Consider the following 23,379-nt stretch of genomic DNA (forward strand, 5'->3'; position numbering starts at 1 on the left):
TTATCGAGTATAAACGATATGGCCTAGGATTTAGTGCCAACTATCATCGTAGTCCGCAATATCTTGTTCCAGACGTTTCGTCTCATTACGGATTTCGATACCACGTCGAGCACGAAGATAACGGACTGCGGCATTCTTCTTACGGGTTTCGTGCTCCGTAACTTTCATGGACATGGAAATGTCGAGAAGTTCACGTTTCAATGGTATCAATTGTTCGGCTTTACGCATGAGCGACGCTCCTCATTATTAAAAGTCACTATCATCGACGCGTCGAATCTGACTATAGCGTATGTATTATAGCGATGGCGTTGAATACGAATTCTCAAGTAAGTCGTATTAAGGGCGACTATTCTTCACATTAGATGAACCCAAACGCTGTAGCATCAGGGAAAAACTAGGAATGAAATCGTGAGCCGTGCTCTATTTGATGAAATGAGACGACGCATGGAGCACTTTCGTCGCTCCGAGCAAAAAGTGGCACGCTTCGTCTTGCGCAATCCTGAAGAAGTCATCCATATGCGGATCGTCGATCTGGCCACCGAGGCCAAAGTCAGCGAACCGACGGTAGTCCGTTTTTGTCGGGCGCTGGGTTGCAACGGGTTTCAGGATTTCAAGCTCAAGCTCGCTCAAATGCTGGCTTCAGGCAGCCAATTCGCTCAGTTCTCCATGAACGATAGCGACAGCGTGGCGGAGTTCTCTCACAGCATCTTTGATTCCACCGTAGGTACCTTGCTTTCAATACGGGATCGGCTCGACAACGATGCTTTGAGTAAAGCAATCAATGCACTTGCCATGGCCAATCGTGTTGAGTTCTACGGATTCGGTGCTTCCGGGGCAGTAGCTTTCGATGCTCAGCACAAGTTCTTTCGTTTGCAGATATCGACCTCCGCCTATTCTGATCCGCATATGCAGAACATGTCGGCGGCGACGCTGAAGGAAGGCGATGCGGTAGTCGCTATTTCTCAGACCGGACGTACCCGGGCGCTAGTTGCCAGCGTACGCATGGCCCGAGAATCCGGGGCTACGGTAATCGGTCTGTGTCCGAGTGGATCGCCCCTGGCTGGAGAAGTGACGCTATCCTTGCCTATCGATGTGCATGAAGATACCGAGATCTATACGCCAATGAGCTCCCGCATCGCGCATCTGGTGCTGATCGATGTGCTGGCGGTAGGGGTCGCCAAGACTCGCGGGCCCAAGCTGGCCGAACAATTGAAAGCGGTCAAACGAAGTCTCAATCCGTTGCGTTTTTCTGAGGCGGAATAGGACTGGCTGCGCTCGGCAATACTTCGAGTAATGAATTGGCTTCAACGTTGAAGAAGCTAGATATGCTAAGCTTGGCCTCCATTTTCGATGCCGATAGCCGCTTCCATGGACGACGTTTTGCCGGGCGACGTTTCGCCACTTCTCGACGATCTCAACCCCGCCCAGCGCGAAGCCGTCAGCGCTCCCCAGGGCAATATGCTGGTGCTTGCCGGGGCCGGCTCCGGCAAGACCCGGGTGCTAGTGCACCGCATCGCCTGGCTGATGCAGGTCGAGCAGCTTTCCCCCTACGCCATCCTCGCCGTGACCTTCACCAACAAGGCGGCCCGGGAAATGCGTACCCGGCTTGAGGCGCTGCTGGGCATGTCCCTGCGCAATGTCTGGGTCGGCACCTTTCACTCCATCGCGCATCGTCTGCTGCGCACCCATTGGCAGGATGCCCGGCTGCCCCAGCATTTTCAGATCATCGATTCCGACGATCAGCTGCGTCTGGTCAAGCGTCTGCTCAAGGATCACAGCATCGACGACGAGCGCTATCCACCGCGGCAGGTGCAGTACTTCATCTCCGGTTGCAAGGAGGAGGGGCTACGCCCTCAGGAGGTACAAACCCACGGCGACGCCTACATGGATCAAATGGTGGAGCTTTACGAGCGCTATCAACTGACCTGTGAACGCGGCGGCCTGGTGGATTTCGGCGAACTGCTGCTGCGAAGCCTGGAGCTCTTGCGGGACAATCCCCGCCTGCTGGCCCACTACCGGGAGCGCTTCGCCCATCTGCTGGTGGACGAGTTCCAGGATACCAACACCCTGCAGTATGCCTGGCTCAAGCTGCTCGCGGGAGAGAACGCCGGTGTGACCGTGGTCGGCGACGACGACCAGTCGATTTATGGCTGGCGCGGGGCGAAAATCGAGAACATTCGCCGCTTCGAGCAGGAGTTCAACAACACCCACACGGTGCGCCTGGAACAGAACTATCGCTCCACCAGCGCCATTCTCGATGCCGCCAACGCGCTGATCAGCCATAACACCGGGCGCATGGGCAAGGAGCTGTGGACCGCCGGTGCCAAGGGCGAGCCGATCTCCGTCTATGCCGGTTTCAACGATCTCGACGAAGCGCGTTTCATCGTCGACACCATCAAGGAAAAGCTCGACGAAGGCTTTTATCGCAGCGAGATCGCCATCCTCTATCGCTCCAACGCTCAGTCCCGGGTGCTGGAGGAGACCCTGATCCGCCAAGGAATGCCCTATCGCATCTACGGCGGCCAGCGCTTCTACGAGCGTCTGGAAATCAAGAATGCTCTGGCCTATCTGCGTTTGCTGCTCAATCGGGATGACGATGCCTCATTGGAGCGGGTCATCAACGTGCCCGCCCGGGGCATCGGTACCCGTACCGTGGAAATCCTGCGGGAGCGCGCCCGCCATCAGAATGTGTCGCTGTGGCAGGCGCTGCACGATAGCCTTAGCGACGCCACCCTCAAGGGCCGTGCCGGCAACGCTGTGCAGGCTTTCGCCAATCTGATTGAGCGTCTCGATAACGAGACTGCCGGTATGGCATTGCACGAAATCATCACTCATGTGAGCGAGCTTTCAGGACTCATCGAGCATCACCGCAACGAAAAGGGTGAAAAAGGGCAGGCGCGAGTCGAGAACCTCGAAGAACTGGTCAATGCCGCTCGGGCCTTCACCCAGGGCGATGCCCTGCTGCTGCAGGAAGCCGGAGAGGGCGCCGCGGCCATGGAGCCTTTTCTGGCGGAAGCCGCCCTCAATGCCGGCGATCACGAGGCGGACGAGTTCGAGGACGGCGTGCAATTGATGACGCTGCACTCCGCCAAGGGCCTGGAATTCCCGGTGGTCTTCATCGCCGGGGTCGAGGAGGGGCTCTTTCCCCATAAGATGTCTCTCGAGGAGTCAGGGCGTCTTGAAGAAGAGCGCCGGCTCGCCTATGTGGGGCTGACTCGGGCCATGCACAAACTTTACCTTACCTATGCGGAGCTGCGTCGGCTGCACGGCAAGGAGACCTTCCAGCGTGCCTCGCGCTTCCTGCGCGAGCTGCCGGAAGAGCTGCTCGAAGAAGTCCGTCTGCGAGGCCAGATATCCCGCCCGGTCACCTCCCGCCCAAACCCAGGATTGCGCCAGGAGTCGGTGTCGGCAGGCGACGAGTTGCCATCCCTTTCCCTGGGCCAGCGGGTCAGCCATCCATTGTTCGGCGAAGGAATAATCCTCAACGCCGTGGGCCAGGGCGAACGCGCCCGGGTGCAGGTCAGCTTCGAAGGCGAAGGTGACAAGTGGCTGGTGCTGGGGTTTGCCAAGCTGACCCCGCTTTAGCTTTAGAGGGTGTTTACAAAATGCCTGCACTTGGCAATACAGCGTTGAAATTGACCTCAAAATGCTCATTTACACCCAGTAAACTGCGCTTTTTCGTTCTATTTCGCCTTGTCTTGCCTTCGTTCGCCTGTTTTGTAAACCCCCTCTTAGATACAGACGAAGAATTAGAACAGCAGCCATTAGAGGTTTGCCGTACACAACGAGGTGGTTGATGAAGCTGCGTTTATGGGAGATGTTTCCCGAACTGTTGTCCGGCTGGTCGTCGTTGAGCGGTTATCAACGATTCGAGCGGCTGGTGTCCTTGATGTTGACGATTGCCATCAGCGGTGTGGTGTTGGTGGCGCTCTATTACCTGGTGTCCCACGTCATCACCCTATTATTCGTGCAGACCCGAGATCCTTTCGACTATCGGGTGTTTCAGTTGGTATTCGACATGATTCTCACCGTGTTGATCGCCATGGAGTTCAACAACTCCATTGTGCGTACCATGGAGGGGGACGGAGGTTTCATCCATGTCGAGATCGTGGTGCTGATCGCCATCATGGCATTGGTGCGCAAATTTATGGTGATGGATATCGATACCATCGAACCGCTGAAGATATTCGCACTGGCCACCGCAGTGCTGGCGGTGGGTATCTGCTACTGGCTGGTGCGTCACGGTAATCGGGTGCATCGCAATGAGAATGATGCCCTCTGATTCGGGAGCCATCGACTTGCCGGCCAATTCGACTATCGCGCATACTGCCAGAGCAAGAACAACGCACATGGAGTCGCATCATCATGCAACGTCGCAAGTTTCTTACCGGCCTGGGCGCCGGTGCCGCGGGTATCGCCGCCGCACCTTTCGTGTCAACTGCTCGTGCCGAGGAGGAAAAAAAGCCCATCAAATGGAAGATGGTCACCTCCTGGCCGAAGAACTTTCCAGCCTTGGGTACCGGTGCCAACGATCTGGCGGAGCGCATCAATACGCTCTCCGGAGGGCGACTGCAGGTCGATGTGTACGGTGCCGGCGATCTGGTGCCGGCGCTGGAGGTGTTCGATGCGGTATCAAGCGGCACGGCGCAAATGGGCCACTCCGCTGCCTATTACTGGAGGGGCAAGGTACCGGCGGCGCAATTCTTCACCGCGGTACCCTTCGGCATGACGGTCAACGAGACCAACGCCTGGTTGTACCGTGGCGATGGCATGAAGCTATGGGATGCGCTCTACGAGGAGCACAATCTCAAGCCCTTCGCGGTGGGCAATACCGGTACCCAGATGGCGGGGTGGTTCAAGAAGGAAATCAATTCCCTGGAGGACATGAAGGGGCTCAAGATCCGCCTGCCAGGGCTGGCCGGAGAGGTCATGAACCGTATCGGCGCCACGGCGGTGAACATGCCGGGTTCTGAAATCTTCACTTCGATGCAGACCGGTGTGCTGGATGCCGCGGATTGGGTCGGCCCTTACAACGACCTGGCCTTCGGTCTGCATCAGGTCGCCGATTATTACTACACTACCGCCTGGAACGAGCCCAGCGCCGCGCTGGAAGGCACCGTCAATCTGGATGCCTGGAATGAGCTGCCCGACGATCTCAAGGCGGTGGTCGAGGAGGCGGCACGCTCCGCCAATCTGGCCATGATCAACGAGTTCACTCATCGCAATGCGCAATCCTTGAAGGCGCTAGTGGACAAGCACGGCGTGAAGTTGCGCTCCCTACCCGAGGATGTCATCAAAGCGTTGAGCAAGGCTTCCGAGGAAGTGCTGCAGGAACAGATCGACAAAGACGACAGCTCGAAGGAGATCTACGACTCCTATAAGGCCTTCCAGCAGCTCGTATCGTCCTATACCGATGTGGGCGAGTTCGCCTACCTGAAGAATCGTCAGCTGGCGAGCGAAGCGAAATAACCCATCACTCGCCGGGCACGGCACGAATCCGGCCGTTATCGTCCAGGGCGACCACTACGAAGCGAGCCTCGGTGACCTTGTAAAGTTCATCGGGGTTGCGTTCCTGATGCGGGCGTATCCACACCTCGACATCGATCTTGATCGAACTGCGCCCTATATCCTGAGCTTGGGTGAAGACGCTCACCACGGAGCCAACCCGTACCGGACACAGGAAATCCATGGCTTCAATGGCCACCGTTGCAGTGCGTCCATGGGCCAGACGACTGGCACACAGCTCCGCAGCTTGATCCATGTGATTGATCAGCCAACCGCCGGTAATATCGCCATAAAAATTGGTGTCCTGCCGGGAAGTAAGCAGCTTGAGGGTCAAATCGCCCTGAGGGGTGGGGATATCGTCGAGATCGGTCATGAGGGTCTTCTTCCAATGGCTTATTGTGATGTTGTGAATGGCCAATTCAAACAAGGCGATGCCAAACAGGTTATATCAAGCGCGCTATCTTAAACGCCATCTCGGGTAATCGGCCAGTCATGGTGTTGTTCGCCGCTTACGTTTGCGTCCTGACGTGACGAAGTGAGCAATGTTTAATCGAATTGTCATCTTTTCCTGTCATTCTTGTCTCCAACCCCACGCCCCGCCCAGGAGATTTCCATGGACATCACCAGTGACACTCACGGTCAGCATATCTCCAAGCAGTTCAATCAGGAACTCGAAGCACTCAAGACCCATCTGATGGCCATGGGCGGGTTGGTCGAGAAGCAGGTCGAGAGTGCCATTCATGCACTCCTCGAGGGGGATAGCCACCTGGCGGAAGAGGTCTGCGACAACGACCAGGCCGTCAACAGCATGCAGATCAAGATCGACGAAGAGTGTACCCGGGTGCTGGCGCGCCGCCAGCCGGCTGCGTCGGATCTGCGCCTGGTACTGGCGGTGATCCGGGCCACCTCGGATCTCGAACGTATCGGCGATGAAGCCAGCAAAATCGCCCGTAACGCCATGGCCCTGACAGAAGCTGGACGCAATCCACGCGGGTTCGTCGAGGTGCGTCACATCAGCGAGCATGTGCGCAAGATGGTGCGAGATGCGCTGACTGCTTTCGCCCGCTTCGACACGGAGCTGGCGCTGAGCGTCGCCCGGGAAGATGAACTGGTGGATACCGAGTACACCACCGCCATGCGCTCGCTGATGACTTTTATGATGGAAGATCCGCGGTCGATCAGCTCCATTCTGAGTGTGATGTGGATTCTGCGGGCGTTGGAGCGCATCGGCGATCATGCGGACAATCTGGCGGAGTATGTGGTGTATCTGGTCAAGGGGCTGGATATTCGTCATATCGACGCCAATACACTTGACGAGGCGGCGCTCAAGGGTAAGGTTTAGGCTTTTCTCAGGAGTTAAGCCTTTTCATGCTCAATGCTTTTGGTGCCCTGACCCAGGGAACGCGGCTGGTTCTCTCGAAAGGGCTGCGGCGCTACGTTTTCCTGCCGATACTGGTCAATCTAGTGCTTTATGTAGGCACCATCGCCTATCTGCTTAACAATTTCGGCGGCTGGCTCGATTACTGGATGCTCAAGGTGCCGAGTTGGCTCATGTGGCTCGAGTGGCTGATTTGGCCGCTGCTGGTGATAAGCCTTGGGTTGATCGTGTTTTTCACCTTTTCCCTGGTCTCCAATCTCATCGCCGCCCCCTTTTATGGCTTTCTCGCCGAGAAGGTGGAATTGCGCGTCACCGGCAGCCCGCCCCTGGATGATCGTGGTTTCTGGCGTAGCGCCACCGACGCCTTGGGTCGCGAACTGGTCAAACTGAGCTATATCCTGCCGCGCATGGCGCTTCTGTTTCTGCTCGGGTTCGTGCCGGGGCTGAATTTGGCGATGCCCTTTCTGTGGGCGGCGTTCTCCGCCTGGATGATGGCCGTCACCTATCTCGACTACCCGATGGACAACAATCAAGTCAGCTTCGATGACATGAAGCGCCGGCTACGTTCACGCTGGTGGCCGACGCTGACCTTCGGTGGCTGGGTGCTGCTGGCGACCTGGATACCCGTAGCCAACCTCATTTTGCTGCCCGGGGCGGTAGCCGCCTCGGTACTGATGTGGCGGCAGCACTACCAGGCACTGCCGATACGGCGCTGATTGAGACTCTCAGCGCCGGCGCAGGCTATCGGGGATGGGCGTCGATTCTTGCGAGATATCGCCAGCGGCCTGTGTCAGTCGCGCTGCGGGAAAGACGCAGCGAAACAGCGCGCCCTGGCCCAGGCGAGATTCGATTTCCAGATGAGCGTCATGGCGTAACAACACATGCTTGACGATAGCCAAGCCTAGCCCGGTGCCGCCGGTGGCGGTGCTGCGGCCCTTGTCGACACGATAGAAGCGTTCGGTGAGGCGTGGGATATGCACCGGATCGATACCTTCGCCATCGTCGATCACTTCCAGAGCCGCGCTGCCTGTTCGCCAAGGGTGCCAGCGCAGGGTGACGGTGCTGCCCGGAGTGGTGTAGCGCACGGCATTGAAGACCAGATTGGAGATGGCGCTTCGGATCTCTTGCTCGGCACCGACAATAGCCCGTGGCTCTTCGATCTCGAGGCGCAGGGTATGGCTGTTGTCCGAGAGGGTCTCGGCATCCCGGCGAATGCTTTCCAGCAAGCCGGGAAGTGCGATCTTCGTGGTTTGCTGGGTACGGTGATCGGTTTCCAGCCGCGAAAGCAGCAGCAGGTCGGTGACCAGGTTCTGCATGCGCAGGGTCTGTTCCTGCATCTGTTGTAACCCGCGTTGCCAGCGCGGGGGCAGTTGCTCGGCATGTTCGCTGTAGGTTTCCAGATAGCCGACCAATACCGTCAGCGGCGTCTTCAACTCATGGGACACGTTGGCGACGAAGTCCTGGCGCATCTGCTCCAGACGCTGCAGGCGAGTGATGTCCCGCACCAGGATCAGGCGTTCGTCATCGCCGAACAGGGTCAACTGAAACTGCAGGACCAGATCTCCGCGCACTGGCGAGGCCAGGATCAGGGGCTCGCGATAGTCCCGGGCCTCGAAATAGGCGATGAACTGCGGGTCGCGCAGCAAGTTGGTAACGTGCTGGCCGCGATCCTGAGAAGATTTCAGGCCCAGCATGTATTCGGCGGCGCTGTTCCACCAATCCAGATTGCCGCGCCGGTCGAGCATCACCACGCTGTCGCGCATGGCTTCCGCGGACTCCTGGACGCGGCGAATGACGTCGCGCAAGCGTGACTGGGCCTTATGCTGGGCTTTTTGGTAGCGATACAGGCGATCGAAGAGATCACCCCATACGCCGGTACCGGCAGGGGGTTCCTGATGGGGATTTTGATACAGCCAGGCGTAGAGCTGGCGCAAATGGCGAATGTGAATGGCGATGAACAGCGCAAGCCCTGCGGCCAGCCCCCAGCCGGGCAGGCCGATGAGCCAGCCCAGGCCGCCCATGCCGATGATCAGATAGGCAAGCCGCCAGAGTTCATTGGTCCAGTAGTACATGGGTCGGGGTCATAGCTGGGTCGAAAAACGGTAGCCGGTGCCGCGCACGGTCTGGATCAGATGTTGATGGGGCTCGCCCAGGGCCTTGCGTAGGCGGCGGATATGCACATCCACGGTACGCTCCTCGACATAGACATTACCCCCCCACACCTGGTCGAGCAGCTGGCCCCGGGTATAGACACGCTCCTGATGGGTCATGAAGAACTGTAACAGGCGGTACTCCGTGGGGCCTATTTCCAGCGCCTGACCGTTGGACGATACCCGGTGGCTGGCGGGATCGAGCAAAAGTCCCTCGACCTCTACCGCCTCCTCGATACCCCTAGGAGTAGTGCGACGCAGTACCGCTCGCAAGCGAGCCACCAGCTCTCGAGGTGAAAACGGCTTGGTGATGTAATCGTCAGCCCCGGCTTCCAGGCCCAGTATCTTGTTGTCTTCTTCGCTCTTGGCGGTAAGCAGGATAATCGGCAACTCGCTGGTGGCTTCCTCGTGCTTCAATCGCCGGGCGAGTTCGATGCCGTTGGTGCCCGGCATCATCCAGTCGAGCAGCAGCAGATCGGGTTGCTCATCGACGATCAGGGCGTGAGCCGCTTGGGCGTTGTCCGCTTCCAGCACCCGGTAATCTGCCATCTCCAGGGCGACGGCGATCATCTCGCGAATGGCGGCTTCGTCATCGACGATAAGAACGGTCTTGGCAGTCATCCACTGGCCTCGCTTCGCAATGACAGAACGATGACGATTACACCTCGTATACATGACAATCTTGTGACAGGCACTTTTTAGGCAGGCCAGAGTTCTAGGATCAGCCCCGCACACACCACCAACCCCGCCCAATGATTGTTGAGAAACGCCTGAAAGCAGCGCTCCCGGGAGCGGTGGTGGATCAGCCAGTGCTGGTAGACGAAGATCAATGCCATCGCGAGAAGACCCAGCCAGAAGAAGCCCCCCAGCGCGAGGCGAGCACCGACGATGGCCAGAAGCGTGAGGGTCGCCAGCTGTAGCAGGCCGATCATCAGCCGGTCATAGCGGCCGAACAGTACTGCGGTGGACTTGATGCCGACCTTCAGGTCGTCATCCCGGTCGACCATGGCGTACTCGGTGTCGTAGGCCACGGTCCAGGCCAGGTTGGCGCAGAACAACAGCCAGGCTTCCACGGGAACCGTTCCCAGCACGGCGCCGAAGGCCATGGGGATCGACCAGGAAAACGCTGCGCCGAGAAACAGCTGCGGCCAATTCGTGTAGCGCTTCATGAAGGGATAGATGAAGGCCAGCACCACACCGCCGAAGGCAAGCATCACGGTAAAGACATTGGTGAGGCACACCAGCAGGAAGGCCACGATCACCAGGCCGGCGAAAAGCCCTTTGGCCTCGTTTTCGCTGATCCGCCCAGTAGCCAGGGGGCGTGTCTTGGTGCGTTTGACATGGCCGTCCCAGTGACGATCCGCATAGTCGTTGATCACGCAGCCGGCGGCACGCATGAGATACACCCCGGCGACGAAGATCAGCAAGGTGTCACGGGCCGGCAGGCCATTGGCGGCAACCCATAGGGCCCACAGGGTCGGCCACATCAAAAGCCAGGTGCCGATCGGCCGGTCGAGCCGGGTCAGCTGCAGGAAGTCGGGGAGTCGTTTGAGGCCACGAGGGCGAACGGCCTGATCCATGAGGGTCTCCGAGAAAGGATCGCGGGCCCAGTCTAGCGCCTTGGCAGCTTCAGTTCATCCGCCATGCGCGCGAGAAAGAACTCCTGTACCAGGATCCTGAAACGGCCATGACGAAACAGCGAACGCCGCCCCCAAGGGCCCGGCTCGGCGGAATGAAAGGGTGCCGGCTGCCGGGTTATCTCGATAGGGCCCCGTTCGAGATCCGGCTGGCGGAACAGCCAACTGCCCAGGGAGCGTTCACCCAGTTGCCCCAGGCGCTGCCCCTGCAGCGAACTCAACGGCGCGACGGAACGGGCCACGACCCAAGGCTGATTACCGGCGCACAAGGCCACTTCGCGTCGCCAGATCCATTGGTTGAAGGGGATTTTCAACGCAAGCGCCTCGTCTCGACGCGGTCGGTCCAGACGCTGCACGAGCAAGCGGACATTGAACTCGCCTCTCGCTGCCACGATCAAGCGCTGGGTGAGCGAATCCGTGGACGCGACCCAGTGCCACCAGTCGCTGCTCATGGCCGGTCGCCAGGCAGGGGCAGGGCGCCAGGACACTTTCAAGAATGGACAGGGTCGAAGATCGGCGCTCACACGGGCTCCGGGTCAAATCAGGGGGCCGTAGTGTACCATGAGGGGTCTTTCATGAATCGCTTGGCAGGAGTTCCATGAGCGCACCCTTGACCATTCTTGGTACCGGTATGGCCGGGCTCGGGCTGGCCCGTCAACTGCGTATTCGAGATTCGGAGCGTCGGATCACGCTGATTACCGCGGATAGTGGCGATGACTACTCCAAGCCCCTGCTCTCGACCGGTTTCGCCAAGCAGATATCGCCGGAGAAGCTGGTGGGACGCAATGCCCTGCAGGTCGCTGATGAGCTGCGAGCGGTAGTGCGTACCCACACCCGGGTGGATGCCATCGATACGCAGGCCGCGGAACTGGTGCTGGGCAGCGAGCGTCTTGCCTACGGCGAATTGGTGCTGGCCACCGGCGCCGCGCCTCGGCCTCCCTTCGATATCCCCGACTCTCTCCGCGGGCGAGCCTTCACCATCAACGATCTCGATGATTATCGCGCCTTTCATGCGGCGCTGACGGCGCTGGAGCGTCCCGGACGCGTGGCGATCCTGGGTGCCGGCCTGGTGGGCTGCGAATATGCCAACGACCTGCGCGCCGGTGGCCACGAGGTTGTCATGATCGCGCCGGAAAACACCCCCTTGATACGGCTTCTTCCGGAGCCATTGGGCCGCGTGCTGGGGAAGGCGTTCCTTGATATCGGCATCGACATGAAGCTGGGGCGGATGATCGAAGCATTGCAGGGCGACGATGCCGGTGCAGCGCTGACACTCGGTGACGGTCAATCCCTAAAGGCCGATCTGGTGCTGATCGCCACCGGTTTGATGCCGCGCATCGAACTGGCGCGCCAAGCGGGGCTCGAAGTGAGCGCAGAGGGCATTCATACCGATCGCTACCTGCGGACCTCGGCGCCCGGCATTTATGCGTTGGGCGATGGTGCTTGTGTTGCAGGGCTCAACGCCATGTACGTTCAGCCACTCCAGACCAGCGCCAAGGCTCTGGCGGCTACCTTGACCGACACCCCGACCCCGGTCAGATATGGCGCCTGGCCGATACTGGTCAAGACACCGGCCTGCCCCGTAGTGGCGCTACCTTCACGACGGACGCCCGCCCGTTGGCGCATCGAGGGTGAAGGCAGCGATCTGACGGCATTGGCTGAAGACGAGGAAGGACAGTTGATTGGCTTTGCGTTGACAGGGCGAAGTGTGCGGAGGAAAGTCGAGCTAGCGCGAGCCGCACCTAGATTGTTAGTCTAGGCGCGTAGTAATATTTCGTTGGTATTCATAATACCGCGAAGAAGTAGTTTCATAATTGTTTGTACAACAACAAGGGATGGTGAATATTGCCATCTTGTCATGACCAAATCAGGAGTGCTACATGCGTAAGCCAGAACTCGCCGCGGCAATTGCCGAGCGTGCCGATCTTTCCAAGGATAAGGCCAGCCAAGTCCTCAACGTTATTCTCGATGAGATTACCGGCACCGTTGCTCAAGGCCAGGACGTCTCGTTGATCGGTTTTGGTTCCTTCGTGGTGCGTGAACGCGCCGCTCGCACTGGCAAGAACCCTCAAACCGGTGCGGCACTAAAGATTCCCGCCAGCAAGACCGTTGCCTTCAAGGCCGGGAAATCCCTCAAGGATGCGGTTTCAAAGTAAGCGAAACCCATCTTCATGAGGGTGTGGAACCAGCACCGTTGCGTGCAATGATCTAGCGTGCCGGCTATTCTACAGCCGGCAATTTTTTCTATGCCGCTAATGGGTAATGCCATGAAATTAAAACTGATGTTGTGGCTACTGGGGCTGATGTTGAAGCGCGCCCGGCGCGGTAATCGGCGATTTCGTGAGACTCTGCATGAAATGCACCGTCTGGATTGGGGCGTCGCCACGGAGGATCTGCGCATTGCACGTCATTATCGCATGACACCGGATAGCATCGAGAGCGCCACAGGCCTGCCGGTGGATCTCGATCTCGAGCTACGTTTTCGGGATGCCGATGCGGCGGTCGCCATTCTCAAGAAACCTACCCAGCGCGCCTTTCTCGACGGCATGATGGAAGGCCGTGTGCGTCTGGTCGGGGACTCGAAGGATCTGACGCGGCTACAGAAGCTGCTGCGCTATTTGCGCTGATCGACGAGTTCTCCTGTTCCTTGCCCATGACACCCTTACTCGAACAGCCATTGAGGCGCCTCTGGACACTGGAGGCCTTCGCCTACAGTTTACGTGTATTCATCGCGCTGACCGGTGCTCTGCTGGTGAACTGGATCGTCGGCGATGTGGCCATGCTGATTCCCCTGTTTCTCGGTATCATCGCCAGCGCCCTGGCCGAGACCGACGATAACTGGCGAGGTCGATTGATATCGCTGGTCGTGACACTGGCCTGTTTCAGCATCGCCTCGTTGTCCGTGGAACTGCTGTTCGGTCATCCTTGGGCGTTCGTCGTTGGCCTGGCAATTTCCACTTTCGCCATGAGCATGCTCGGTGCAGTGGGGCAGCGCTACGGCACCATTGCCTATGCCACGTTGATTCTGGCGATCTACACCATGATCACCCTCGAGAGCAGCGGGGGCTCGTCCGTACATGTGTTCTGGTGGGAACCGCTGCTGCTGGTATCCGGCGCGGCATGGTACGGCGTCATCTCGGTGATCTGGTGCGCGCTGTTTTCGCGTCAGCCGCTCAAGTTGAGCATGGCCGTGCTGTTTCGGGAGCTGGAAGCCTACCTGCGACTCAAGGCAACACTCTTCGAGCCATTGCAGGGGCTCGATATCGAGGCGCGCCGGCTTGCGCTGGCGGAGCAGAACGGTAAGGTCGTCAACGCCCTCAACCAGGCCAAGGAGATGATTTTCCGTCGGCTGGAAGATCAGCGCACGCCACGCAAGCTCAACCGGTACCTGCACCTGTACTTCATTGCCCAGGATATCCACGAACGGGCAAGCTCGTCGCATTATCCCTACGAGTCGCTGGTGGAGACCTTTTTCCATCACGATGTATTGTTCCGTTTTCAGCGACTGCTGGAGCAGCAGGGCAATGCTTGCCGATCCCTGGCCCGCAGCCTGTTGTTGCAACGGCCCTTCGACCCTGCCCAAAGCGAGCAGGCGCTACACGACCTCAAGGCATCCCTCGCCGATCTGCATGCCCAGCAGCGCCCCGAGTGGCGTGGCTTGTTGCGATCCCTGGACGCCCTGGCCGACAACTTGACTGCCCTGGGGCACCAACTGGCCATCGTCCAGAGCCCCGATGCCGTGACCCAGTACGAAGACGCCAGTCTCTATGATCGCTCACCGCAAGGCTGGCGTGACGTGCGCGATCGCCTCCGGCGGCATCTGACCCCGTCATCGGCGATCTTCCGCCACGCCCTGCGCCTGACGACCGCTCTGGTGGTCGGCTATGGAGTATTGCATCTCGTGCATCCTACCCAGGGTTACTGGATCCTGTTGACCAGCATTTTCGTTTGCCGGCCCAATTTCGGTGCCACGCAACGCTTTCTATGGCAACGCATCAGCGGCACGGTGGTGGGTCTGGTCGCCGGTTGGGCGTTGATCTCGCTGTTTCCAAACCAACTGATCCAACTATCGATCGCGATAGCCGCGGGGGTACTCTTCTTTGCCACCCGTGGCCGACATTACGTGATCGCGACGGCGGCGATCACCTTGCTGGTGCTATGCTGCTTCAATCAGGTAGGGGATGGTTTCGGGCTGATATGGCCAAGGCTATTCGATACCCTGGTCGGCGGTTCGATCGCCAGCCTTGCGGTGATGCTGATTCTGCCGGATTGGCAGAAGCGGCGCTTGCATCATCAAGGCGCGGAAACCCTCGAAGCCAGCAGCCGCTACCTGCGCGCGATCCTCGAACAGTACATTGGCGGTAAGCAGAACGACCTGGATTATCGATTGGCGCGACGCAATGCCCATAACGCTGATGCCGCTCTTTCGACGCTGCTGGCCAACGTGCGGCTCGAACCCGACCAGTTTCGCGAGGATGCGGCGATTGGCTTTCGTTTTCTGGGCAACGCCTACACGCTGCTCAGCTACCTGTCCGCCTTGGGCGCTCATCGTGGCGATACTCTGACGCTTGCCAAGGATGCGGAGTTACGTGCCACGGGAGAGTCGATCGTCGCGGATATCGAAGAGATTGCAGCACGCCTGCGCCGACGTGCGCCGGTCCCCGCATTCGAGGCTGCCGAGAGACGAGCGGCAAGGCTCGAGGCCCAGGCCAGCGAAGAGCCCAGTGACGAGCGACGGCTACTGCAGACACAGCTGGCGCTGATCAGTCGGCAATTGGTACCGCTACGAGAGGCGGCGAGCAGGTTGATAACCCCTAAAGGTACGAACTCTTCGGCGTCACTGTCATCCTAAGCGGGCCGTCAAACCTGCCCGTAACGTCCCGCTTCTTCGCCCAGCCAACGCCGAATCAATGTGTCGCTGGCATCCGGGGCTTCTTCCAGCAGTGCTTTTGCCAAAGGGCTGACCCGCTCCAGCAAGTCCTTGTCCCGTTCCAGGTCGGCGATCTTCATCTGGGCAAGCCCCGTCTGACGAGTGCCGAGCACTTCGCCGGGGCCGCGCAGTTCAAGGTCCTTCTCGGCAATGCGAAAGCCGTCCGTGGTCTCCCGCATCACTCCCAAGCGTTCCCGGGAGTGGGCGGACAGCGGTGGGTGATAGAGCAGCACGCAGAAGCTCTCGGTGCCGCCACGCCCGACCCGACCGCGCAGCTGATGTAGCTGAGAAAGCCCCAGACGCTCCGGGTTCTCGATGATCATCAGGCTGGCGTTGGGCACGTCGACGCCCACCTCGATTACCGTGGTGGCGACCAGTAGGTCGAGTTCCCCACTCTTGAAGGCGTCCATCACCTCGGCCTTTTCGGCAGCCTTCATGCGCCCATGCACCAGGCCGATGGCCAGTTCCGGCAAGGCCTCGGTCAGGGCATCTCGGGTGGCCTCGGCGGCTTGGCACTGCAGCGCTTCCGACTCCTCGATCAAGGTACAGACCCAATAGGCCTGCCGCCCCTCGGCGCAGGCGCGACGAATACGCGTGACCACCTCCGGGCGGCGTTCGTCCGGCACCGCTACGGTCTGCACCGGGGTGCGCCCCGGGGGGAGTTCGTCGATCACGGAGAGATCGAGATCCGCATAGGCGCTCATGGCCAGGGTGCGAGGAATCGGCGTGGCGGTCATGATCAGCTGGTGCGGGGTCAAACCGCCGGCCTCGCCTTTCTGGCGTAGCGCCAGTCGCTGGTGTACGCCAAAGCGATGTTGTTCGTCGACGATTGCCAGACCTAGACGCTTGAAATGTACGTCATCCTGAAACAGGGCATGAGTGCCCACGGCCATCTGCACGCGGCCATCGGCAATGGCGGCCTTGGTGTCGAGCCGTGCCTTGCCCTTGAGCTTGCCGGCCAGCCAGCCTACCTCGATGCCTAGCGGGGTCAGCCAGTCGCGGAAATTGCGAAAGTGCTGTTCCGCGAGGATTTCCGTGGGCGCCATCATCGCCGCCTGACAGTCGCCGGCGATGGCCTGGAGTGCGGCCATGGCGGCGACCACGGTCTTGCCGGAACCGACATCGCCTTGAACCAGTCGCAGCATGGGCGTGGCGGTCTCCAGATCCCGGGCGATTTCATCGAGCACGCGACGCTGTGCACCGGTCAGGGCAAAGGGCAACTGGGTGAGAAAACGCGCCTGGAGGCCCCGTCCGGACGATAATGTCGGGGCACCATCGGTCTGGATGCGCAGGCGCACTTGGCGCAGGCTGAGCTGATGGGCGAGCAACTCCTCAAGTGCCAGGCGCCGTTGGGTGGGGTGGGTGCCACTGGCCAGGCGTTCGAGATCCGCGTCCGGCGGCGGCTCGTGCAGATAGCGCAGACATTCCCGTAATTCGGGCAGCCGGAAACGCTCGCGCAGTGGTTCGGGAATGCCATCCGGCAAGGTGTGCGGTGCTTCCTCGAGGGCTTTGAGTGCCTGGGCGATCAAGCCCCGCAGCCGCGCTTGGTTCAGCCCCTCGGTTGTCGGATAAATCGGCGTCAGATGCTCCTCGACAGGCGCGTCCTCCTGGCGCAGCAGGCGGTATTCCGGATGATAGATTTCGAGCCCGGTGGCGCCGGCCCGGGCCTCGCCGAAGCACCGCACATGCGCCCCTCGGGAGAACTGTTGCTGCTGGGCCGGCGAGAAGTGAAAAAAGCGCAGGCTGAGAATGCCGGAACCATCCTTGAGTCGCACCAGCAGGCTGCGTCGACGCCCCTTGACCACCTCCGCGGCACAGACTTCGCCGTCCACCACCGCCTCCTGGCCAGCTCGCAGGGTCGCGATCGGGGTAATACGCGTGCGATCCTGATAGCGCAGCGGCAAATGAAACAGCAGATCCGCAATCCGCTCGATGCGCAGCCGCCCCAGCTTGGCGGCCATGGCGTCACCGACCCCTGTCAGAGAAGTGACCCCCTGCTCGAGATCCGGGTGATCTATGTCCCGATTCATGCAGGTACGCTGTCCGACTGTTCCTGATAAGAGCGCTCGACGGCGTCGATCACCGCATCGATGGCCTTGAGACGTGGAAAGCTGGCGCGCCAGGCAACCGCGACGGTGCGGCTGGGCGCTTCCGGGGTGAAGGGCCGGCTTTCCAGCATGCCGGTCTCATAGTGTCCGGTGCCGATGGCAGACTGCGGCAATACCGTGATGCCCAGCTTGGAAGCGACCATGTGACGGATGGTTTCCAGGGAGCCGCCTTCCGCGGTCAGGGTATTGGAAGGGCTGTTCAACTGGGCACTGATCGCCGGACAGGCCTCGAGGATCTGATCGCGAAAGCAGTGCCCTTCGCCGAGCAGCAACAAGCGTTCCTTGAGCAGATCTTCCTTGTCGATGCTGGTCTTGTGAGTCCAGGCATGATCGCTCGGGATCAGCACCTCGAAGGGCTCGTTGTAGAGCGGACGCGTGACCACATCCACCTCGGTGAAGGGCAGCGCGACGATGATTGCATCGAGTTCACCGCTGCGTAGCTTATGGCGCAGATTGGCGGTGAAGTTTTCCTCGATGTACAGCGGCATATGGGGCGCCATGCGCGCCAGTCGAGGAATCAGATGCGGAAAGAGATAGGGGCCGATGGTGTAGATGGCGCCGATACGCAAGGGGCTGGTCAGTTGATCCTTGCCCTCATTGGCCAGCTCGCGAATGACACTTGCCTGTTCGAGTACCCGCTGGGCCTGCTCGACGACCTTCGCCCCCAGGGGCGTCACCTGAACGGTAGCTTTGGAGCGCTCGAAAAGCGCCACCTCGAGTTCATCCTCGAGCTTCTTCACCGCCACGGACAAGGTCGGCTGGGAGACGAAGCAACGCTCCGCCGCACGACCAAAATGACGTTCCTGGGCCAAGGTTACGATATACCGGAGTTCTGTTAGAGTCATGATTGGGCCCGCAAGGGCGTCCTGTCGATTCGATGGGTATGTCCGTTTTACCAAGGAGCTAGGTAAAGGTGAAGAATACGTGTTTGATTCTCGGCTGTGGCGATATCGGTAGAACCTTGGGAACCCAGCTGATCGAGGCGGGCCATCGCGTGATCGGTGCGCGCCGCAACCCGGAACAACTGGCCTCGAGTGGCATCGAGCCCCTGGCCATCGATCTCAACGACCCGGAAGCGCTCAAGACGCTACCCGAAGCGAATATCGTCGTTTATGTGGTGAGCGCCGATCGCTTCGACGAACAGGCCTATCAGGCTGCCTATCGGGATGGCTTGAAGGCGGTATTGGCCGAATTTGGCCAGCGCTCGCACAAACCGACCCGAGTGTTCTTCGTATCCTCGACCAGCGTTTACGCACAGCAAGATGGCGAAACTGTCGACGAGAACGCCCCGACGCAGCCCACCGGGTTTGCGGGGCAACTAATGCGCGAAGCCGAACAGATGCTCATCGATCACAGCTTACCCGGTACCGTGGTGCGTTTCTCGGGTATCTATGGCCCGGGGCGCGACCGGCTCATTCAGCAGGTGCGTGAAGGGCGTATCGCCGCCGCCACGCCCCCCATGTACTCCAATCGCATCCACCGGGACGATTGCGCCGGCGTGCTATCTCATCTGATCGCCAAAACTCTGAACGACGAGCCTCTCGACGATCTCTACCTGGCCAGCGACTGCGAGCCGGTGCCCCTGCATGAGGTGATGGCCTGGCTTGCCAAGTGGCTCGAGGTCGAGACCCACGAGGTCATTCAATCGCCTCTGCGCCGGCGTTCGAGCAAGCGCTGCGACAATTCTCGGCTAATTGAGACCGGCTACGAATTCCGCTATCCAACCTTCCGCGAAGGCTATGCCCAAGTACTTGCCAGCCCAGGTCAGGGTCGTCCACAAAAAGTCTGATACCGCGACGCCGCCAATCTGGCGGCGTCGCTATTTGCTCATTCACTCGACGTTCATCTCGACTGAGCCGCTCAGTCGCCCAGCACCATGACGCCTTCCGCCTCGAATTGGCTTCTCTTGGGCAGCGCCTTGACGCCAACCGCTGCGCGGGCGGGGTGGGGAGCGGTGAAGAACTTCTCCATGATCTGATTGACCACGACGAAGTTGTCCAGATCCACCAGATAGAGATTGAGTTTGACGATATCCTGCAAGGAGCCGCCGGCTTCCTCGCAAACGGCGCTGAGGTTGGTGAAGACCTGACGCACCTGATCCTCGATATCCCCTGAGACCAATTCCATGGTTTGAGGATCGAGGGGAATCTGGCCGGACAGATAGACCGTATTGCCGGCCTTGATGGCCTGGGAGTAAGGGCCGATGGCAGCGGGCGCCTTTTGGGTCTGAATGATGGCCTTGTTACTCATGAGTGACTCCTCGTCATGTTCATCGGAATAAAAACAATTACCCCTTGCCCGCATGGGCAGCAGGGCGATCATGGGTTATCAATTGTGGACGCGGGTGACCTTGTCTACATTGTGCAGATTACGAATGCGCTTGATGATACGCGCCAGATGCACTCGGTCGCGTACCGCCAGGGTCAGATTGACCAAGGACAGCCGCGCATCCCGCTCCTCGATTCCTACGCGTTCGATATTGGCATCCGCATCGGTTACCAGGCTTGCGAGCTCTGCCACCAGCCCACGACGCGATTCCATGGCAATACGCAGCGCCACTGGAAAATCGCCGCTGATGTCCGGCGACCACTCCAGAGTCAGCAACTTGTCCGGCTCGTTGCGTAATTCGATGATATTGCGACAGACGCTGCGATGCACCACGATGCCCTTGCCAATGGATAGATGGCCGATCACAGAATCGCCGGGCAGCGGATGACAGCAGCGAGCGAAGCTGATGACCATGCCTTCGGTGCCATTGATGACTACCGGCCCGCCCGGGCTCGTGACGGCATGTGTCATTTCCTGAAGATCGTTTGCTGCCAGGCGCCGTGCGACAGCATGGGCCATGCGCGTGCCCAGGCCAATGGATTCGAGGAGGTCGTCCGGGTGGGCCATGTTGAATTCATGCAGCAGCTTCTGCATCGGCTCCTCGGGAAGCTCTTTGAAGCTAGTGGTGTAATCCGCCAATGCCCGGTCGAGCAGGCGCTGGCCGAGTTGAATGGATTCGCTGCGCTGCTGATTCTTGAGAGCATGACGAATGGCCGACCGCGCCTTGGCGGTAATCACGAAGTTCAACCAGGCAAGGCTGGGTCGAGCGCCTCTGGCAGTGATGATTTCCACGGTCTGACCGCTTTCCAGCCGCGTCGATAGCGGGGCCAGATGGCGATCGATGCGGCAGGCGATGCAGTGATTGCCGATATCGGTATGCACCGTATAGGCGAAATCCACCACCGTCGCCCCCTGGGGCAGCTCCATGATGTCGCCTCGGGGAGTGAAGACATACACGTCGTCCGGGAACAGGTCGTTCTTGACGTGTTCGATGAATTCCAGCGAATCCCCTGCCTGGCGCTGCATCTCGAGCAGGCCGCGCACCCATTCCCGGGCCCGAGCATGACTGCCCAAGGCGATAGGATGCTCGGTTTGACCTGCCTTGTAGAGCCAGTGGGCGGCGATGCCATTGTTGGCCATGGCCTCCATTTCGCGAGTACGAATCTGCACCTCGATGGGGATGCCGTTAGTGCCGAACAAGGTGGTGTGCAGGCTCTGGTAGCCGTTGGCCTTGGGGATGGCGATGTAGTCCTTGAAGCGTCCTGGCACCGGTTTGTACAGGTTGTGGACGGCGCCGAGAATACGATAACAGCTGTCGACATTATCGGTGATGATGCGAAAACCGAACACATCCATGATCTCGGTAAAGGGCTTGCGCTGATCGCGCATCTTGCGATAGATCGACAGAAGATGTTTCTGACGCCCGATCACGGTGCCGGGCAAGTCATCGTCATCAAGACAGTTCTGCAGCGTAGTTTGGACCAGACGAATCATCGTGCGCCGGTTGCCCCGAGCCTTGGAAACGGCCCGTTTGATGCGTTCGGCACGCATCGGATAAATAGCCTGGAAAGAGAGATCTTCGAGTTCGATGCGAATGGTGTTAATGCCCAGACGCCCCGCAATACGGGCATAGATTTCCAGTGTCTCCCGTGCGATACGGCGCTTCTTGTCAGGACGCAACGCACCGAGAGTGCGCATGTTGTGCAGACGATCCGCGAGCTTGACGATGATCACGCGGATATCCTTGGACATCGCCATGACCATCTTCTGGAAGTTCTCCGCCTGAGCGACCGCCTTATCCTCGAAGGTGATCTGGGTCAGCTTGGAGACCCCATCCACAAGCTCTGCCACCGGCTCGCCAAACTGCCGGGCCAGGGCATCCTTGGTGATGCCGGTGTCTTCGATCACGTCGTGCAGCATGGCCGCCATCAGGCTCTGGTAGTCCATGTGCATGTTGGCAAGAATGTTCGATACTGCCAGAGGATGGGTAACGTAAGGCTCCCCGGAGCGCCGGCACTGACCGTCGTGGGCCTGTTCGGCATAATAGAAGGCGCGCTTGACCTGCTGAATCTCATCCAGAGGAAGATAACCGCCAAGGCGATCAGCCAGATCATCGATGGTGAACATACAGCGCCTATTGTGAAGAGCCTTTGAAGAGTTACGTCCTTATCCTGAATTCTTGCGACGCCACGTCGCAGATCCACCGGCGCTTGGTTACCACCGGTGTCGATGATTCGTTTGAGGTCACGTGACGCTTGATTACATCTGGACGTCGGAATCGTAACTGACGGGTTCGGGGCGCACCCGCACCGGGGCTTCAACGGGTTCGTCCAGAACGGACTCGTCGACCCTGCCAGCGGCAATCTCGCGCAGAGCCATCACCGTGGCCTTGTCGTTTTCCCAGGGCAGAAGGGCATCCCGGGAGCCGCGAGCGAGTTGGCGCGCGCGTTGGGTGGAAATCATGACCAGCTTGAAACGGTTTTCAACATTTTCAAGGCAATCTTCAACGGTAACTCGCGCCATGGATAGTTTCCTGATGTGTTATGTAAGCGTATACAGATAACAAGGCATGGGGTTGCAGGTCATCCGTACACGAAAATGAAGAGCGTAACCAAGTAGTCTACTCGACCCCCTCGATATGTGACAAGAGCCTCTGAATCAGCGGTCCCTGGCGCTCCCGAACATGTGCAAGACGACAGCGCTCCGCCAGTATCACAGCGATCAATTGGGTCAGGGCGATATCGAAATCATCGTTGATGATGACATGGTCGTATTCATCGAAATGGGCCATTTCGCTGATGGCATCGCGCATGCGGCGCGCAATCGTTGCTGCGTCGTCGGTACCGCGCTGGGAAAGTCGTGCCTGCAGTACATCTCGTGAGGGGGGCAGTATGAATACCGAAACGGCGTCTACCATCTGTTCGCGTACTTGCCGTGCACCCTGCCAGTCGATCTCGAGAATCACGTCCCGGCCGGCGGCCAGAAGCGCTTGCACCGCCGGTCGTGAGGTGCCGTAGTAATTGTCGAATACCCGTGCATGCTCGAAGAAGTCGCCGCGCTCGATCATGTATTCGAAAGTGGCGGTGTCGATGAAGTGATAGTTCACGCCATCGGTTTCACCTGAACGCATGGCCCGGGTGGTATGGGAAATCGATACCTGTATAGCGTCGATGCGCTCGAGAAGCGCATGTACCAAGCTGGTCTTGCCGGCGCCGGAGGGCGCGGAAACGATGTAGAGCGTACCGTGAGACATGAGAAGCGTTCGCCGGGATCTTTACGAAAGAAAATCGCATTATTGCATATTGCCGCTACACTATGCGGCCCAATGCTCGAAAGAGGATGC

The 23,379-nt window shown here is 59.4% G+C and carries 23 protein-coding genes; 11 read left to right on the plus strand and 12 right to left on the minus strand.

Annotated features, from left to right (window positions below; genetic code table 11):
- Nucleotides 1-30: 30 nt before the first annotated feature.
- Entirely contained in the window at nucleotides 31-228 is a 198-nt protein-coding gene (locus H7850_RS09545) for a PA3496 family putative envelope integrity protein (protein ID WP_227369305.1), read from the minus strand.
- A 180-nt stretch (nucleotides 229-408) separates the two neighbouring features.
- Between H7850_RS09545 and hexR the strand changes: the two genes are divergently transcribed.
- The 4 genes from hexR (at nucleotide 409) to H7850_RS09565 (ending at nucleotide 5,469) form a co-directional block, all read left to right on the plus strand.
- A complete protein-coding gene (hexR, locus tag H7850_RS09550) occupies nucleotides 409-1,263 on the plus strand; it encodes a transcriptional regulator HexR (RefSeq protein ID WP_227369306.1) in 855 nt (284 codons plus the stop codon).
- Nucleotides 1,264-1,368: 105 nt separating this feature from the next.
- Complete coding sequence (gene uvrD, locus H7850_RS09555) at nucleotides 1,369-3,585, plus strand: DNA helicase II (protein WP_227369307.1); 2,217 nt, start codon at nucleotides 1,369-1,371, stop codon at nucleotides 3,583-3,585.
- Nucleotides 3,586-3,796: 211 nt separating this feature from the next.
- A complete protein-coding gene (locus tag H7850_RS09560; RefSeq protein WP_227369308.1) occupies nucleotides 3,797-4,282 on the plus strand; it encodes a phosphate-starvation-inducible PsiE family protein in 486 nt (161 codons plus the stop codon).
- Between the two features lie 83 nt (nucleotides 4,283-4,365).
- Nucleotides 4,366-5,469 carry a TRAP transporter substrate-binding protein gene (locus H7850_RS09565; protein WP_227369309.1) on the plus strand — a complete coding sequence of 368 codons (1,104 nt, stop codon included), beginning with the start codon at nucleotides 4,366-4,368 and terminating at the stop codon, nucleotides 5,467-5,469.
- 4 nt (nucleotides 5,470-5,473) lie between these two features.
- Here H7850_RS09565 and H7850_RS09570 read toward each other — a convergent pair whose 3' ends face one another.
- Nucleotides 5,474-5,878 carry an acyl-CoA thioesterase gene (locus H7850_RS09570; protein ID WP_227369310.1) on the minus strand — a complete coding sequence of 135 codons (405 nt, stop codon included), beginning with the start codon at nucleotides 5,876-5,878 and terminating at the stop codon, nucleotides 5,474-5,476.
- A 240-nt stretch (nucleotides 5,879-6,118) separates the two neighbouring features.
- Between H7850_RS09570 and phoU the strand changes: the two genes are divergently transcribed.
- Together phoU and cysZ are read left to right on the plus strand one after the other, a co-directional pair.
- Nucleotides 6,119-6,847, plus strand: coding sequence for a phosphate signaling complex protein PhoU (gene phoU / locus H7850_RS09575; RefSeq protein ID WP_227369311.1), 729 nt, complete (start codon nucleotides 6,119-6,121; stop codon nucleotides 6,845-6,847).
- Between the two features lie 26 nt (nucleotides 6,848-6,873).
- Complete coding sequence (gene cysZ / locus H7850_RS09580; RefSeq protein ID WP_227369312.1) at nucleotides 6,874-7,599, plus strand: sulfate transporter CysZ; 726 nt, start codon at nucleotides 6,874-6,876, stop codon at nucleotides 7,597-7,599.
- A 9-nt stretch (nucleotides 7,600-7,608) separates the two neighbouring features.
- Here cysZ and phoR read toward each other — a convergent pair whose 3' ends face one another.
- From phoR to H7850_RS09600, 4 genes are all read right to left on the minus strand, one after another.
- Nucleotides 7,609-8,955, minus strand: a complete 1,347-nt coding sequence (phoR, locus tag H7850_RS09585) for a phosphate regulon sensor histidine kinase PhoR (RefSeq protein ID WP_227369313.1) — start codon at nucleotides 8,953-8,955, stop codon at nucleotides 7,609-7,611.
- Between the two features lie 9 nt (nucleotides 8,956-8,964).
- The gene (phoB, locus tag H7850_RS09590) at nucleotides 8,965-9,654 is read right to left on the minus strand and encodes a phosphate regulon transcriptional regulator PhoB (RefSeq protein ID WP_227369314.1); all 690 of its coding nucleotides are present in this window, start codon (nucleotides 9,652-9,654) and stop codon (nucleotides 8,965-8,967) included.
- 77 nt (nucleotides 9,655-9,731) lie between these two features.
- Nucleotides 9,732-10,613, minus strand: a complete 882-nt coding sequence (gene ubiA / locus H7850_RS09595) for a 4-hydroxybenzoate octaprenyltransferase (protein WP_227369315.1) — start codon at nucleotides 10,611-10,613, stop codon at nucleotides 9,732-9,734.
- A gap of 32 nt (nucleotides 10,614-10,645) precedes the next feature.
- Nucleotides 10,646-11,122, minus strand: coding sequence for a chorismate--pyruvate lyase family protein (locus tag H7850_RS09600; protein WP_319799276.1), 477 nt, complete (start codon nucleotides 11,120-11,122; stop codon nucleotides 10,646-10,648).
- Nucleotides 11,123-11,268: 146 nt separating this feature from the next.
- Between H7850_RS09600 and H7850_RS09605 the strand changes: the two genes are divergently transcribed.
- The 4 genes from H7850_RS09605 (at nucleotide 11,269) to yccS (ending at nucleotide 15,522) form a co-directional block, all read left to right on the plus strand.
- Complete coding sequence (locus H7850_RS09605) at nucleotides 11,269-12,429, plus strand: FAD-dependent oxidoreductase (RefSeq protein ID WP_227369317.1); 1,161 nt, start codon at nucleotides 11,269-11,271, stop codon at nucleotides 12,427-12,429.
- A gap of 121 nt (nucleotides 12,430-12,550) precedes the next feature.
- Nucleotides 12,551-12,826 carry an HU family DNA-binding protein gene (locus H7850_RS09610; protein WP_227369318.1) on the plus strand — a complete coding sequence of 92 codons (276 nt, stop codon included), beginning with the start codon at nucleotides 12,551-12,553 and terminating at the stop codon, nucleotides 12,824-12,826.
- A gap of 111 nt (nucleotides 12,827-12,937) precedes the next feature.
- Nucleotides 12,938-13,297 (plus strand): hypothetical protein, encoded by a 360-nt coding sequence (locus H7850_RS09615; protein ID WP_227369319.1) that lies wholly within the window; start codon nucleotides 12,938-12,940, stop codon nucleotides 13,295-13,297.
- Nucleotides 13,298-13,323: 26 nt separating this feature from the next.
- Nucleotides 13,324-15,522 carry a YccS family putative transporter gene (gene yccS / locus H7850_RS09620; protein WP_227369639.1) on the plus strand — a complete coding sequence of 733 codons (2,199 nt, stop codon included), beginning with the start codon at nucleotides 13,324-13,326 and terminating at the stop codon, nucleotides 15,520-15,522.
- Between the two features lie 8 nt (nucleotides 15,523-15,530).
- On the opposite strand, the gene recG is transcribed toward yccS, so the two are convergent.
- Together recG and H7850_RS09630 are read right to left on the minus strand one after the other, a co-directional pair.
- Nucleotides 15,531-17,630, minus strand: a complete 2,100-nt coding sequence (gene recG / locus H7850_RS09625; protein WP_227369320.1) for an ATP-dependent DNA helicase RecG — start codon at nucleotides 17,628-17,630, stop codon at nucleotides 15,531-15,533.
- Entirely contained in the window at nucleotides 17,627-18,553 is a 927-nt protein-coding gene (locus H7850_RS09630; RefSeq protein WP_227369321.1) for a LysR substrate-binding domain-containing protein, read from the minus strand. The genes recG and H7850_RS09630 overlap by 4 nt, the downstream gene beginning before the upstream one ends.
- Nucleotides 18,554-18,621: 68 nt before the next feature.
- On the opposite strand from H7850_RS09630, the gene H7850_RS09635 reads away from it, so the two are divergent.
- Nucleotides 18,622-19,497, plus strand: a complete 876-nt coding sequence (locus H7850_RS09635) for an NAD(P)H-binding protein (RefSeq protein ID WP_227369322.1) — start codon at nucleotides 18,622-18,624, stop codon at nucleotides 19,495-19,497.
- 71 nt (nucleotides 19,498-19,568) lie between these two features.
- Here the strand turns inward: H7850_RS09635 and H7850_RS09640 are convergent, their stop codons facing one another.
- From H7850_RS09640 to gmk, 4 genes are all read right to left on the minus strand, one after another.
- Nucleotides 19,569-19,958, minus strand: coding sequence for a RidA family protein (locus H7850_RS09640; protein ID WP_227369323.1), 390 nt, complete (start codon nucleotides 19,956-19,958; stop codon nucleotides 19,569-19,571).
- A 78-nt stretch (nucleotides 19,959-20,036) separates the two neighbouring features.
- A complete protein-coding gene (gene spoT / locus H7850_RS09645) occupies nucleotides 20,037-22,163 on the minus strand; it encodes a bifunctional GTP diphosphokinase/guanosine-3',5'-bis pyrophosphate 3'-pyrophosphohydrolase (protein ID WP_227369324.1) in 2,127 nt (708 codons plus the stop codon).
- Between the two features lie 132 nt (nucleotides 22,164-22,295).
- Nucleotides 22,296-22,559: a DNA-directed RNA polymerase subunit omega gene (rpoZ, locus tag H7850_RS09650; RefSeq protein WP_227369325.1), complete on the minus strand. Its 264-nt coding sequence runs from the start codon at nucleotides 22,557-22,559 to the stop codon at nucleotides 22,296-22,298.
- 97 nt (nucleotides 22,560-22,656) lie between these two features.
- Nucleotides 22,657-23,289: a guanylate kinase gene (gene gmk, locus H7850_RS09655; RefSeq protein WP_227369326.1), complete on the minus strand. Its 633-nt coding sequence runs from the start codon at nucleotides 23,287-23,289 to the stop codon at nucleotides 22,657-22,659.
- Nucleotides 23,290-23,379: the final 90 nt, after the last annotated feature.

Source organism: Halomonas sp. M20 (assembly GCF_020622265.1).
GTDB lineage: Bacteria > Pseudomonadota > Gammaproteobacteria > Pseudomonadales > Halomonadaceae > Modicisalibacter.

Coding starts and splice junctions, on each gene's coding strand:
- phoU (WP_227369311.1), top strand. CDS start 6,119: ATGGACATCACCAGTGACACTCACGGTCAGCATATCTCCAAGCAGTTC.
- H7850_RS09545 (WP_227369305.1), bottom strand. CDS start 228: ATGCGTAAAGCCGAACAATTGATACCATTGAAACGTGAACTTCTCGAC.
- H7850_RS09610 (WP_227369318.1), top strand. CDS start 12,551: ATGCGTAAGCCAGAACTCGCCGCGGCAATTGCCGAGCGTGCCGATCTT.
- gmk (WP_227369326.1), bottom strand. CDS start 23,289: ATGTCTCACGGTACGCTCTACATCGTTTCCGCGCCCTCCGGCGCCGGC.
- ubiA (WP_227369315.1), bottom strand. CDS start 10,613: ATGGATCAGGCCGTTCGCCCTCGTGGCCTCAAACGACTCCCCGACTTC.
- spoT (WP_227369324.1), bottom strand. CDS start 22,163: ATGTTCACCATCGATGATCTGGCTGATCGCCTTGGCGGTTATCTTCCT.
- H7850_RS09640 (WP_227369323.1), bottom strand. CDS start 19,958: ATGAGTAACAAGGCCATCATTCAGACCCAAAAGGCGCCCGCTGCCATC.
- uvrD (WP_227369307.1), top strand. CDS start 1,369: ATGGACGACGTTTTGCCGGGCGACGTTTCGCCACTTCTCGACGATCTC.
- rpoZ (WP_227369325.1), bottom strand. CDS start 22,559: ATGGCGCGAGTTACCGTTGAAGATTGCCTTGAAAATGTTGAAAACCGT.
- recG (WP_227369320.1), bottom strand. CDS start 17,630: ATGAATCGGGACATAGATCACCCGGATCTCGAGCAGGGGGTCACTTCT.
- H7850_RS09600 (WP_319799276.1), bottom strand. CDS start 11,122: ATGAGCAGCGACTGGTGGCACTGGGTCGCGTCCACGGATTCGCTCACC.
- H7850_RS09570 (WP_227369310.1), bottom strand. CDS start 5,878: ATGACCGATCTCGACGATATCCCCACCCCTCAGGGCGATTTGACCCTC.
- phoB (WP_227369314.1), bottom strand. CDS start 9,654: ATGACTGCCAAGACCGTTCTTATCGTCGATGACGAAGCCGCCATTCGC.
- H7850_RS09560 (WP_227369308.1), top strand. CDS start 3,797: ATGAAGCTGCGTTTATGGGAGATGTTTCCCGAACTGTTGTCCGGCTGG.
- yccS (WP_227369639.1), top strand. CDS start 13,324: ATGACACCCTTACTCGAACAGCCATTGAGGCGCCTCTGGACACTGGAG.
- H7850_RS09605 (WP_227369317.1), top strand. CDS start 11,269: ATGAGCGCACCCTTGACCATTCTTGGTACCGGTATGGCCGGGCTCGGG.
- H7850_RS09630 (WP_227369321.1), bottom strand. CDS start 18,553: ATGACTCTAACAGAACTCCGGTATATCGTAACCTTGGCCCAGGAACGT.
- cysZ (WP_227369312.1), top strand. CDS start 6,874: ATGCTCAATGCTTTTGGTGCCCTGACCCAGGGAACGCGGCTGGTTCTC.
- H7850_RS09615 (WP_227369319.1), top strand. CDS start 12,938: ATGAAATTAAAACTGATGTTGTGGCTACTGGGGCTGATGTTGAAGCGC.
- phoR (WP_227369313.1), bottom strand. CDS start 8,955: ATGTACTACTGGACCAATGAACTCTGGCGGCTTGCCTATCTGATCATC.
- H7850_RS09565 (WP_227369309.1), top strand. CDS start 4,366: ATGCAACGTCGCAAGTTTCTTACCGGCCTGGGCGCCGGTGCCGCGGGT.